Source organism: Bradyrhizobium sp. MI1.10, from assembly GCF_055811035.1.
On sequence record NZ_JBVVPN010000027.1, the window covers coordinates 48,140 to 60,028 of the forward strand.

The 11,889-nt window shown below is 65.8% G+C and carries 15 protein-coding genes; 2 read left to right on the forward strand and 13 right to left on the reverse strand.

The window, feature by feature from the left end:
* The 10 genes from AC0L3K_RS26095 to AC0L3K_RS26140 all read right to left on the reverse strand — a co-directional run.
* Window positions 1-846, reverse strand: an 846-nt coding sequence (locus AC0L3K_RS26095; RefSeq protein ID WP_473367145.1) for a LacI family DNA-binding transcriptional regulator, incomplete at its 3' end; no start/stop codon positions are given.
* A gap of 142 nt (window positions 847-988) precedes the next feature.
* On the reverse strand, window positions 989-2,017 hold the full coding sequence (locus tag AC0L3K_RS26100; RefSeq protein ID WP_007592216.1) for a succinylglutamate desuccinylase/aspartoacylase family protein: 1,029 nt from the start codon (window positions 2,015-2,017) through the stop codon (window positions 989-991).
* A 63-nt stretch (window positions 2,018-2,080) separates the two neighbouring features.
* Window positions 2,081-2,425: a RidA family protein gene (locus AC0L3K_RS26105; protein WP_354127920.1), complete on the reverse strand. Its 345-nt coding sequence runs from the start codon at window positions 2,423-2,425 to the stop codon at window positions 2,081-2,083.
* 56 nt (window positions 2,426-2,481) lie between these two features.
* Window positions 2,482-3,279, reverse strand: a complete 798-nt coding sequence (locus AC0L3K_RS26110) for a transporter substrate-binding domain-containing protein (RefSeq protein ID WP_007592214.1) — start codon at window positions 3,277-3,279, stop codon at window positions 2,482-2,484.
* 35 nt (window positions 3,280-3,314) lie between these two features.
* Entirely contained in the window at window positions 3,315-4,043 is a 729-nt protein-coding gene (locus tag AC0L3K_RS26115; RefSeq protein WP_354127921.1) for an amino acid ABC transporter ATP-binding protein, read from the reverse strand.
* Window positions 4,030-4,680: an amino acid ABC transporter permease gene (locus AC0L3K_RS26120; RefSeq protein WP_007592210.1), complete on the reverse strand. Its 651-nt coding sequence runs from the start codon at window positions 4,678-4,680 to the stop codon at window positions 4,030-4,032. The genes AC0L3K_RS26115 and AC0L3K_RS26120 overlap by 14 nt, the downstream gene beginning before the upstream one ends.
* 11 nt (window positions 4,681-4,691) lie before the next feature.
* Complete coding sequence (locus AC0L3K_RS26125) at window positions 4,692-5,351, reverse strand: amino acid ABC transporter permease (protein WP_007592208.1); 660 nt, start codon at window positions 5,349-5,351, stop codon at window positions 4,692-4,694.
* 11 nt (window positions 5,352-5,362) lie between these two features.
* Complete coding sequence (locus tag AC0L3K_RS26130; RefSeq protein ID WP_007592206.1) at window positions 5,363-6,658, reverse strand: alanine racemase; 1,296 nt, start codon at window positions 6,656-6,658, stop codon at window positions 5,363-5,365.
* Between the two features lie 140 nt (window positions 6,659-6,798).
* Complete coding sequence (locus AC0L3K_RS26135) at window positions 6,799-7,641, reverse strand: metallophosphoesterase family protein (RefSeq protein ID WP_007592203.1); 843 nt, start codon at window positions 7,639-7,641, stop codon at window positions 6,799-6,801.
* Window positions 7,642-7,711: 70 nt separating this feature from the next.
* Window positions 7,712-8,371, reverse strand: coding sequence for a hypothetical protein (locus AC0L3K_RS26140; RefSeq protein ID WP_007592201.1), 660 nt, complete (start codon window positions 8,369-8,371; stop codon window positions 7,712-7,714).
* Between the two features lie 169 nt (window positions 8,372-8,540).
* On the opposite strand from AC0L3K_RS26140, the gene AC0L3K_RS26145 reads away from it, so the two are divergent.
* Window positions 8,541-8,963, forward strand: a complete 423-nt coding sequence (locus AC0L3K_RS26145) for an MAPEG family protein (protein ID WP_007592199.1) — start codon at window positions 8,541-8,543, stop codon at window positions 8,961-8,963.
* A gap of 34 nt (window positions 8,964-8,997) precedes the next feature.
* Window positions 8,998-10,296 carry an RsmB/NOP family class I SAM-dependent RNA methyltransferase gene (locus tag AC0L3K_RS26150; RefSeq protein WP_007592197.1) on the forward strand — a complete coding sequence of 433 codons (1,299 nt, stop codon included), beginning with the start codon at window positions 8,998-9,000 and terminating at the stop codon, window positions 10,294-10,296.
* A gap of 125 nt (window positions 10,297-10,421) precedes the next feature.
* On the opposite strand, the gene AC0L3K_RS26155 is transcribed toward AC0L3K_RS26150, so the two are convergent.
* The 3 genes from AC0L3K_RS26155 to AC0L3K_RS26165 all read right to left on the reverse strand — a co-directional run bounded on the left by AC0L3K_RS26155 (window position 10,422) and on the right by AC0L3K_RS26165 (window position 11,829).
* Window positions 10,422-10,631: a cold-shock protein gene (locus AC0L3K_RS26155; protein WP_007592195.1), complete on the reverse strand. Its 210-nt coding sequence runs from the start codon at window positions 10,629-10,631 to the stop codon at window positions 10,422-10,424.
* Window positions 10,632-10,889: 258 nt separating this feature from the next.
* A complete protein-coding gene (locus tag AC0L3K_RS26160; RefSeq protein WP_219683300.1) occupies window positions 10,890-11,222 on the reverse strand; it encodes a DHCW motif cupin fold protein in 333 nt (110 codons plus the stop codon).
* 235 nt (window positions 11,223-11,457) lie between these two features.
* The gene (locus tag AC0L3K_RS26165) at window positions 11,458-11,829 is read right to left on the reverse strand and encodes a nuclear transport factor 2 family protein (RefSeq protein WP_007592190.1); all 372 of its coding nucleotides are present in this window, start codon (window positions 11,827-11,829) and stop codon (window positions 11,458-11,460) included.
* Window positions 11,830-11,889 lie beyond the last annotated feature (60 nt).

The following is an 11,889-nucleotide window of genomic DNA, read 5'->3' on the forward strand; positions in this document are numbered from 1 at the left end:
GCGCGCCTCGATCAGTGCGCCGGTCGCGAGCAGATCGTTGGCGCAGAACACGGCATCGATGCGGTCGCCGCGGTCGAGCAGGGCGGTGAAGGCGGCGCGGCCGTCGACGAGCCCCGTGATTTCGCCGACACCGATCTCATGGATGATCTCGAGCCCGAGCTGTGCCGCGGCCGCGCGAAAACCGTCGCGGCGCAGCGCACCGCGCCCAACGCTGCGTCCGATGAAACCGACGCGGCGATGCCCGGCCTCAGCCAGCCTTCGCGCCGCCATCGCACCGGCATCGGCGTTGGGAAGGCCGACCAGCATGTCGATGGGATCGCGCGGAAACGCCCAGGTCTCGATCACGGGAATGCCGAGCTCTTCGAGCGCGGCGCGATTCTCCTCGAGTTCGATCACGCCGGTGAACATCACGGCCGCAGGCCGGATGCCGCGCAGCGACTGGATCATCGCGACCTCCTTGGCATAGGAGTAGGAGGTCTGGCCGATCAGCACTTCAAAGCCTTCCGGCTCCAGCGTCGCGGCGAAGCTGCGCACCGCCAGCCCAAACTGCTGGCTGAGGATGTTGGAGACGAAAGCCATGACCACGTTTGATCGGCCCGAGCGCAGCGCGCGCGCGTGCGGGTTGGACGCATAGCCGGTCGCCTCGATCACTTCGAGGATACGCTCGCGGGTCTCGCGATTGACCTTCTCGGGATGGCGCAGCACCCGCGACACCGTGATCGGCGCAACGCCCGCGCGCTCCGCCACCTCCGCGATGCGCGGCGGCCGTCCGGTCGCGCTGCTGCGGCCGGGCGGCGCCGGAATGCGCACCACGTCGTCATAGGTCGGCTTTGCCGGATCGGTCATCGAATCCCGAGGCTAGAGCATGATCCGGAAAAGTGTGAAGCGGTTTTCCGAAAAGATCATGCTCAAATAACAACCTAAAGCGCGATGACGATTCATCCCAATCTCATCGCGCTTTAATCGAAGTCGGTACCGTCTCCAAAGCTCAGTGCGTCCCCACCTCATCGCGTGCCAGCGCGCGGCCGACCTGGACGAGGCAGTCGCCGCTCTGGCTGTCGGTGTGCAGCCTTTGCGAGATAACGATGCCGTCGGCTGGAAAGCGCAGTATCTCTTCGGCCAGCTCCGGGCGCTCGAAATCATGATACCAGCCCGCGACGTCGCCGGCCGCAACCCGCGCGCCGACCGTGACGGCAGGCTCGAACCAGCCGCGCCGCGTGGCGAACACCGCTTGCGCATGGCTTTGCAATGCCAACAGCTCGGTGGCGCGCTCGACCGGCGCATGTGGCCCCAGCACCGGGGCCTGGACCAGGCCGAGCGCGAGCAACAGGCGATCGACGGCGCGCGCGGTCAGGGCCATCGTCTGCGGCGTGACGGTGCCGCCGCCGCCGAACTCGCCGGAGAGTCCGATCGCGCCGGCACGTGCGGCGGCCGCCATCGAGGTCGGCGCAGTGGCGCCGTTCTCGGCGACGAAGGCGAAGGGCATCCCCAGCCCTTCCATCAGGCGCAGCGCGCGGCCGAACATCTCGGGCGGTCCCTGGCGCTCGATCAGCGCGCAAGGCACATGCGCCATCGAGGTGCCGCCGGAGTGGATGTCGAAGACGACATCGTGCCGCGGAAATAGCTCGTGCTCGAGGAAGTGCGCGAGGCGGAACGTCGGCGTGCCTCCGGAATCGCCCGGAAAGGCGCGGTTGAGATTGCCCTCGTCGAGCGGCGAGCGGCGCCGTGCTGCCATCACCGCCGGCAGGTTGGCGAAGGGCAGGATGGTGATCTCGCCCTTCACGGCGGCGTCATCGAGCCGGCGATACAGCCGCGTCAGCGTGATCTCGCCCTCATATTCGTCGCCGTGATTGCCGGCCATCAAAAGGAGTTTTGGGCCGGCACCGTTCTTGATCCGGAAGATCGGGATCTTGAGCTGGTAGTAAGGAGAGCGGTCGATCGAGAAGGGAATGCCGAGATGTCCGGACCATTTCTGGTCCTTCTCGAAATCGATGTCGTGGAAAAGTCCGGTATGCATGGCTTGCCTCGGGGCCGCGTCGTCGCCGACGCCGGCCGAAGGTTGAATGAAAGGGCGGCGCCGCTACAGCAGGGCAACCGCGGTCATCTCGACCCGCAGGTCGGGATCGGCGAGGCGGGCTTCGACGCAGGCGCGCGCCGGCGGATTGACCGGATCGATCCAGGAATCGTAGACCGAGTTCATGGTGTCGAAGTCGATGATGTGCGGCAGGAAGACGTTGACCGCGATCAACCTGGAGCAATCGGAGCCGGCTTCCTTCAACAGCGCGTCGATCTTGGCGAGCACCTGCTGGGTCTGGGATACGATTCCGGCCTTGCGGTCGTCCGCGACCTGGCCGGCGATATGCACCATGCCGCCGGCGGCGACGGCCTGGCTCATGCGCGAGCCCACGACGTAACGTTTGATCATCTGAAATACCTCCTCGTGACAGTGGCTCCCGCGGGGTCGCGGGAGCGCGTGCTGGCTCACAGCGTCGGCAGCGACTGCTCTTCCTTGAACCACTTCAACTGCAGCGCGCCGAGCTTGCCGTTGAGCTTGTTGGTGAAGATGTCGGTGTTGATCCAGTTGAGCAGGTTCTGCTCGCCCTGGCGCACGCCGACATGGGCCGGCGACTGGCGGATCAGGAATTTGAGCTCGACTTCCTTGGCGGGGTTCTGCTCCTGCACCTTGAGTGCGATCGCGCTGTTCTCGGCGAAGGTCTCGGCCTGGCCGGCGAGAAACGCGGCGAGTGCGGCGGGCGTGTCCTCGAAGCGCACAAGCTTCACCTTCGGTGCATTGTCGGTGAGCCAGACATCCAGCGTCGAGCCCTTGGCCACTGCAACGCTGCGGCCGTCGAGATTGTCCGGCTTCTTGCCGGTCGCGGCGGGAAACGATTTGGCGCCGTAGACGCCGAGATTCACCACCGCATAAGGCTGCGAGAACATCACCTGCTGGGCGCGCTCGGGCGTTGCGCCGAGGCCCGCGATCAGCATGTCGATCTTGTCCGACAGCAGGCTCGGGATGCGCGCGGCGCCGGTTACCGGGACGAGTTCGAGCTTCACGCCCATGTCGGCAGCAATCAGCCTGGCGAGATCGGCGTCGAGACCTGCGATCTCGCCCTTGTCGTCCTTGAAGCCCCATGGCGCCGCATCGGTGAGGATTCCGATGCGCAGCTTGCCTGAGCCGAGCACGTCCTGGAGCTTGTCGGCGTTCGCGAGGTTCGGCGCTGCGAGAACGGCAAGCGCCGCGGCTGCGATGGTGAAGAGTGACTTCAGTTTTCTCATGGCTCTCTCCTGGTGGCGGATTTGGTGAACGATGGTCATCTCGACGACGCGATGAAGCTTGCGAGCTCGGGCGTGTCAGGACTGGCGAACAGCTTTGCCGGCGGCCCCTGTTCCCAGACTCGGCCCTGGTGCATGAAGACGATGCGGTCCGCGACATTGCGGGCAAAGCCCATCTCGTGGGTGACCAGGATCATCGTCATGCCCTGTTTTGCCATCGCTTCCATCACCTTCAGCACTTCGCCGACGAGTTCGGGGTCGAGCGCGGAGGTCACCTCGTCGAACAGCATGAGCTGAGGCGCCATGGCCAGGCACCGCGCGATCGCGACGCGCTGCTGCTGGCCGCCGGAGAGCTGCTCCGGCCAGGCGTCGATCTTGTCGGCGAGACCGACGCGGGTCAGCACATCCTCGGCCAGCGCCCGCGCGCGGGCCTTGTCGATGCGGCCGGTGAGGAGCGGGGCGAGCGTGATATTGCGCTCGACCTTCAGATGCGGAAACAGGTTGAAGGCCTGGAACACGATGCCGACGCGCTGACGGAATTTCTTGAGGTCGCGCATTTCGGCATGGACCTTCAAGCCCTCGACGCGGATATCGCCGGAATCGACGCTCTCGAGCGCATTGATGCAGCGGAGCAGCGTCGACTTGCCCGAGCCGGAGCGGCCGATGATCGTGACGATCTCGCCTTCCTCGACGTCGAGCGAGACGCCCTTGAGGACCTCGACCCGGCCGAATGTCTTGTGCACGTCGCGGATTTCAACGAGAGCCATCGAGGCGGGCCTCCAGGGAGCGGGACCAGAGCGTGAGCGGCAGGCACAGCGCGAAATAGATCGCGGCGACCAGTGCGTAGGTGAGCAGCGGCTGGAATGTCGCCGCGCTCACCACCTGGCCGGCGCGCGCGAGCTCGACGAAGCCGAGGATCGAGGCGAGCGAGGTGCCCTTGATGAGCTGCACCAGGAAGCCGACGGTCGGCGGCAGCGACAGCCGCAGCGCCTGCGGCGCGATGATGTGGCAAAACTGCTGCCAGGCGGAGAGGCCGAGGCAGGCGCCAGCCTCCCACTGCGCCTGCTTCACGGCCTCCAGGCCGCCGCGCCAGATCTCGCCGAGAAAGGCGGCCGTGTAGAGCGTGTAGGCCACCGTCACCGCGACGGTCGCGGGCACCTGGATGCCCAGGAACACCGGCATGCCGAAATAGAAGAAGAACAGCAGGCCGAGCAGCGGCACGCTTTGGATGATTTGGATGGACGCCGCCATCGTCCAGCGCAGGGCGGCGGACCGGCTGATGCGGCCGACGGCGAGCCCGAGCGCCAGCGGCGTACCGACGGCGAGCGCGAGCACGACGAGCGCGACAGTCCAGCGCAGGGCTTCGACGAGCGAGACGAGATCGATGAGGGAGAAGGAACGCATCGCCCGATCCCTCAGCGCCGTCGCGGCCAGCGGAAGGCCGCCGCGCCAATGACGGCAAACAGCGCCTTGAACGACATCGCCATGGCGAAATAGACCGCGCAGATCACCGCGTAGACTTCGAAGCTGCGATAGGTACGGCTTTCGATGAAGCCTGCGACGTGGAAGAGCTCGTCGGTGGCAACCTGCGAGGCAAGCGAGGTGCCGAGCAGCAGGAGCACGAACTGGCTGGTCACGGCAGGATAGGCATTGCGCAGAGCCGGTGGCAGCAGGATGTGACGGAAGACCTGCCAGGTGGAGAGACCGAGGCACTGGCCGGCCTCGATCTGGTTCTTCGGCACGGAGTCGAGGCCCGCGCGGATGATCTCGACCGAATAGGCGCCGAAATAGAGCGACAGTGCCACACAGGCGGCTTCGAACGCCGGCAGCTTCAGGCCGAAATTCGGCAGCACGAAGAAGACGATGAAGATCTGGATCAGCGACGGCGTGTTGCGGAACAGCTCGATATAGGCGCGCACGAGCCAGCGCAGCGGCGTGACGCGGCCCTTCAGCGCGACCGCGCCGGCGACGCCGATCAGAAGCCCTGCCACCGCTGCGATCACGGTCAGCTCCAGCGTGACGATGGCCCCGTCGATGAGCTGGTTCTGATAGCGCCAGAGCGGCAGGAAATTCATCGTGCCCGCTCTCAGCCGAACTGGGTGGGGAGGGCGCGCGTCACCACGCCATCGGCATCGAGGGCGAAGATGACACGCCAGCGGTCGAGACAGGTGCAGGGATGCGAGATGCCGAAGGCGATGACGTCGCCGACCGCAAGCGTGCTATCGGGCGCGAGCGACAGGAACGCATGCTGGTCGTTGAGACGTGTGACCGACAAGGTCGCGGCGAGCCCTTGCTGGGCGACGCCGTCGCGGAAGACGCGCAGCGGCACCGGCAGTCCCTGGTCGAACGAGGCATCGCGCATGCCGAAGCCCCCGATGGCAAGGCCTGCTTCCGGCCGCGACAGCACCTCGGCCCACAGCGTGAGCGCCGGGCGAAAACCTTCGGCGGCGGAGCGTTGCGCGCCGTCGACGAGTAGACCGCCGCGCCGGTCGAGCTCGGCGAGGGCGCGGGCATAGATGCCGTGATCGGCGAAGAACAGCGCGCCCGAGCGCAGGAGAACGATGGCGTTGCCGTCGCCATGGGCGACGGGTGCGAGCGCGCGTGCCACGATGTCGAAATAGGCGGAGCCGCCCGCGCTGATGATCAGCGGCAGGCGCGGGGCCGCAGCGCGCACCAGCGCGAAGGTCTCGATGGTGCGCTCCATCAGCGCTGCGATCGCGCGCATCGTCTCATTGGAATCGGACGTTGCGACCGCGCCTTCGTAAGTCGCGACGCCGCCCAGCACGAGCCGGTCGGCCGCGAGCACCGCGGCAATTGTTGCTTCGACCGCGGCGCGATCGCGCGCGCCGGCGCGGCCGGCGCCGAGTTCCACCAGCACGGACAACTCGCGCCGGTCCGCGATCAGCGCAGCCTCCGCCAGTGCCGCGACCGCGGCCGGTGAATCCGCGAAGGCGTAAAACTCCGTCTCGGGATACGCGCCGAGGACAGCGCCGAGCCGCCGGCCGGCTGCGAGCCCGCCGATTTCGTTGGCCAGCAACAACCGCCGCTCGCCATGCGCAAGCAGCACCGCGGCCTGCTGGATGTTGGCGACCGTCGTGCCCCAGGCGCCGGCCTCGCGCAGCGAGCGGGCCAGCTCCGGCGACATCGGTGTCTTGGCGTGCGGCGCGACAGTGACGCCGGCGCCCTTGCACCAGCGCAGGAAAAGGTCGCGATTGGCGGCGAAGGCGGTCTCATCGAACGTGAGCGCGGGGAGGGCGAGGTCGCCACGAGAGGGCCGCCAATGCTGATCGGCGATCTCATCGATCGACAGACCGGCGACCAGGGGAATACCCCGCGTGGTCGTTGAAAGACGTTGGCTATCCCACCGGGACAAGAAATGCATCGTCACTCCGCCCGCGGCCCTTGCCCGCTTGGAGAACGATATTTCGGAATGACAACGTTGTCATTAGTATCTTCTAGCCATTTTGGATCGAATTCGGTGCAATGAGGTATCAGGATAAGGAATCGTGCCCGCCAATTGGGCTAGTGCTCGCCACCCATCTGGGCCAACAGCTCCTCGATGTCGACGTCGACCTGGCCCGCGGCCCTGACGTGGCGTACCTCAAAGCTGTCGGGCTGGAAGCGGTACTCCACGAGCCCGACCTCCTTGATCGCGATCCGGTCCTGGCGCTTGTCGTTGATCTTGAAGCCGGCCGAGGGCGCCCAGACGTGGCGGGTGTGGCGCCAGGTGAAGTCGCGCCGCTGGTGCACGTGACCGCTGGCGATGAGGCGCAGGTCGACATGCGCAAACATCTCGATCAGCCGCGCGCGTGCCGGCTGCGGCACGTAGCGGATCGAGGTCTCCGGCGTCTCGGGGTCGTCGGGCAGGTTGAGAAACAGCGGCTTGTGTACGAACAGCGCGACCGGCCTGCCGTTCGTGCGCGAAACTTCCGAGGCGAGCCAGTCGAACTGCTCGGCCTCGAAGGCGAGCCCTGAGTTCATCACCAGCGAATTGACGCCGATGAAGCACCAGCCCGCGGCCTCGAACGACCAATGGTCCTCGCCGATGATCTCGCGGAATTGCTGGCGATGCGCTTCCGCGACCGGCGGCTTCGGCGCAGGGCCGATCGCGGTCGGATTGTCGCCGATGTCGTGATTGCCGGGGATGTAGCGGCAGGCGACGGGCAGGGCATCGTGCAGGGCCTTGGCGAATTCGACATCGTCGCGGCTGGTCGGCCCGTCGAACGAGACATCGCCGGTGTTGACGACGAGATCGGGCCTATCGGTGTCGATATGCTCACTGAGCGCCTGGAAGTTTGCGATCAGGCCGGGGAAGCGCCGGCCAAGATGGGTGTCGGAGATCTGCGTCAGGCGAAATTCGGACATGTATCGATCATAGGCCACGCCCGACGTCGGAACGATGACGGCGGGTCCGCGGTCAGCGATCGAACAAAGTTTAAAGCACGCGATAGCGGATCGTGTAGGCGTCCTGCGGCGCGACCGGGCTTGCCAGCGGCGAGGCGATGCGGTCGGCGAGGTGCCAAGGACCGAACTGAGGACCGAACTGAGGGCCGAACTGCTCGGAGCGATGCGGCTCGGCCGGCAGGCGAAGGCGGAATTCGAAGGTGCCCTTGCCGGGCAGGTTCACGACCAGCACGCGGTCCGCGGTGCGGTGGTTGAGCGCCACCGCGCCGCGCAGCACGGAGCGGCCATCACCGAGCTCCTGCACGCCCTCGACCAGCGCCAGCGTCTGGTTGCGGTCGGTATGCAGCTCGATCTGGGTGTCGGTCGCCGCCGCCAAGGTCTCCCTGGGCATGCTGATCTCGAACTCGACCGCGGGTTTCGATGGATTGAGGCCGAGATAGGCCAGCGCGGCATGGCGCATGTCGTAGGCGGCAAACGCGAACAGCGCGAGGGCGGCGAGCGCAGCGACGCCGTGCCTGAGGACATCTCGCCAGGTCCGATAGCTCATTCGGAAGTAGACCGTCATCGCCAGCGCCACCGCAAGCGCCGTCGCGATGCCGGCCAGCGCCGACATCAGGATGCCGAACTGCCCGTCGGCGGACTCGGTCAAAGCGCCGGTCAGGCTGGCGATCAGGCTGAAGAGGGTGTTCATGGCGGTCTCTCGCCTTGCGCGCCCCGAGGGGCAAAATCGCTTTAACTGTCGACCGTTGGTCGCCTCATCGGGAACGCCGGTTCAACTCGTTGATTGTCAGGACCAGCGGTGACCGCTAAGGGACGCTAGCTATGCCTTCCGCCGGATGGGAAAATCCCGGGAAATTCCGATGTCCATTCAAATGGTTTTGCTGCCGGTCTTCGTGCAGGTCGGTCTCACCTTCGCGCTCCTGATCGCCATGGCGATGGGACGCCGGCGCGCGCTCGTCTCCGGCGAGACCAAGAGCCGCGACATTGCGCTCGGCGAGCCCAACTGGCCCAAGGGCGCCACACAAATCGCCAATTGCTACCGCAACCAGTTCGAGCTGCCGGTGCTGTTCTACGCCCTGATCGCGCTGGCGCTCCCGTTGCGCCATGCCGATCTGTTCATCGTGCTGATGTCCTGGGTGTTCGTGGTGACGCGCTTCGTCCATGCCGGAATCTTCGTCTCCTCCAACAATCTCGGCCGCCGCTCCACGATCTGGCTCGCCGGCGTGCTTGTCCTGCTCGCGATGTGGATCTACTTCGCGTTGAAAATGCTGTTGCTGATCTAGGCGCTACTCGCCGATCCTGATCTGAAAGATTCAAATGACTCCCGCTGCCCGGCTGTCCGCAGCCATCGAACTGATCGACACCATCGAGAAAGACCGCGTGCCTGCGGCCAAGGCGCTGAAGGAGTGGGGCACCGCGCACCGCTTCGCCGGCTCCGGCGACCGCGCCGCCATTGCCGGCCTCGTCTGGGACGTGCTGCGCCGCTACGCCTCGAGCGCCTACCTGATGGATTCGGACACCGCGCGGTCGCGGCTGATCGGCATGCTTCGCCTCGAGCGCAACATGGATACGGCCACGATGGCTGCGCTGTTCGACGGCAACCGCTTTGCCCCGGCGCCGTTGACTGAGGCCGAGCAGGCCGCGCTCGCCTCGCGGTCGCTGGAAGGTGCCCCGGCCGCGATCGCCGGCGACTATCCGGAATGGCTGGATCCGTATTTGGCAAAAGCCTTCGGCGACGAGCGCGTCGCGGAGGCGGCCGCGATGGCGAGCCGGGCGCCGCTCGACCTGCGCGTCAACACGCTAAAATCCAATCGCGACAAGGTGCTGGGGGCGCTTGCTCATCTTCATGCGAAACCGACGCAGTGGTCCGCAACCGGCCTGCGCATCGAGCTTTCGGCCGATGCGCGCAACCCCGGCATCCAGGCCGAAGAGGATTTCATCAAGGGCGCCATCGAAGTGCAGGATGAGGGGTCGCAGCTTGCGGCTGCCTTGACCGCGGCAAAACCCGGCGAGCAGGTGATCGATCTCTGTGCGGGGGCCGGCGGCAAGACGTTGGCGCTCGCCGCGATGATGCAGGGCAAGGGCCGCCTGATCGCGACCGACAGCGACAAGCGGCAGCTTGCGCCGATCCACGACCGCCTGTCGCGCGCCGGCGTCCACAATGCCGATGTGCGCACGCCCAAGGGCGACGCCGATCCGCTGGCCGAGATCAGCGCCACCGCCGACCTCGTCGTGATCGACGCGCCCTGCACGGGAACTGGAACCTGGCGCCGCAACCCCGATGCCAAATGGCGCATGCGCCCGGGCGCCCTGGAGATTCGCCTGCGGGACCAGACCGAGGTGCTCGATCGCGCGGTTCCGCTGGTCAAGGCCGGCGGCCGCATCGCCTACATCACCTGCTCGGTGCTTTCGGAGGAGAACGGCGAGCAGGTGAGGGCGTTCACTGGCCGCCATCCTGAGTTCGCGGTGGTGCCGCCAGAGCAGACCGCGAGCGTGCTCTGGGACAAGGCGGAGGAGTTTGCGCAAGCCGCGCTGCAATCGCCGGAAGGCTGGCTGATGACGCCGCGGCGGACCGGGACGGACGGGTTCTTCGTCTCGGTCTTCAAGAAGGCATAGCCCTCCCCGTCACCGCGGGTTGCGGCGGCCCCCAAAACAAAAACCCCGCAAACCGGAACCCGGTCGCGGGGTTTTCTAACTTGACGTTCTGCCGGTACGTCCGTGGTCAGAACGGTGCGCTGGCGTTAGCCGACGCGGAGATTGTCAGCCGAGGACTTGCCGCTGCGACGATCGGCGACGATGTCGAACGAGACCTTCTGGCCCTCATTGAGGGTCGACAGGCCGGCGCGCTCGACGGCGCTGATGTGCACGAACACGTCCTTGTCGCCGTCATCCGGCTGAATGAAACCAAAACCCTTTTGATTGTTGAACCACTTCACGGTGCCCATAGCCATGGGAATTTCCTTTGCTTAAGAAGTTAACACGCGGACCGGTACGCACTATTGCGCCCATAATCCTGATCAGTCGATGTTGGAGAAATCATCTGAAGCGTGCGCGCCCGTCAGCAACGAAGCGAAGCGGCCCAGTCGTTCGGCCAAGTATCGATGATCACAATATAGCGAGATTTTGGGGCCACTTCAAGGCACCACCCGTCGCTCGGAATGTCGCCGCATTTTGCTATTTTGCGGTGCAAATTAACCCTTCCCGGGCGCTCAATCGACGATAAACAGCGTCGCCCCCGTCGCGGTCGAGGACCGGTGCGCTGCGTCGCCGAAATCCGAGACCTGATAGCTCATCCCCGCCGTGAGCTTGAACTTGCGGCCGTCGCGCAGCTCGCTGTCGAGCTCGCCCTGCAGCACGTAGAGCACGTGGCCGCGGTCGCACCAATGGTCGGCGAGATAGCCCGGCGTATATTCGACCATCCGCACCCGGAGATCGCCGATGTTGAGCGTGCGCCACTGGGCTTGCCCGGTCTCGCCGGGATGGATGGTCGGCTCGACCTTGCTCCAGTCGGTGACGGTGAAGGGGGAGGTGGGGAGCTTCATGGGGAGGGTCCTGTCTCGGTGCCGGCGCCGGTGTTGTTAGCGTATGCGCTCGCCACAGTCTCCGTCATTGCGGCGCCCGCACTATCGCGCTTGGGGCATGCTCACGCCTGACACGCGCTGTCATCGCCCGCGAAGGCGGGCGATCCAGTATTCCAGAGGCCGCACTAATTGAATCGAGAGGCCGTAGCGTACTGGATTCCCCGCCTTCGCGGGGAATGACAGCGGTGGGTGAGCGTCAGCCCACCAAATGATTCGCCGATCCCTGCACGATCTTTCCGGCCGCATTCACCCGCAGATATTCGCAGATCCGCTTTCCCCGCTCGTTCTCGTAGAACACCACCACGCTATCTGGGCTGACGAACAATTCGATGAGCGAGAAATGCAGCTCCGGCAACAGGGCGAGCGCCTTGCTCCAATAGGCCCGCAACGAATCCTTGCCGCGGACGGTGCCGCTTTCATCGAATCCCATCGCGGGGATGCGGTCCGAGGTCATCACGACGTCCTCGGCATAGAGCGTGAGCACGCGCTCGAGATCGCGTGCGTTCCAGGCCTCGACCCAGGTGCGGCCGAGCGCGGCGAGATTCGACGGCTGATGATGGTGTGGCATGACGTTCTCCCTGATCGGCCCTTGGTGAGTGGCGGGCCATATTAGGTCAATAATACTTAC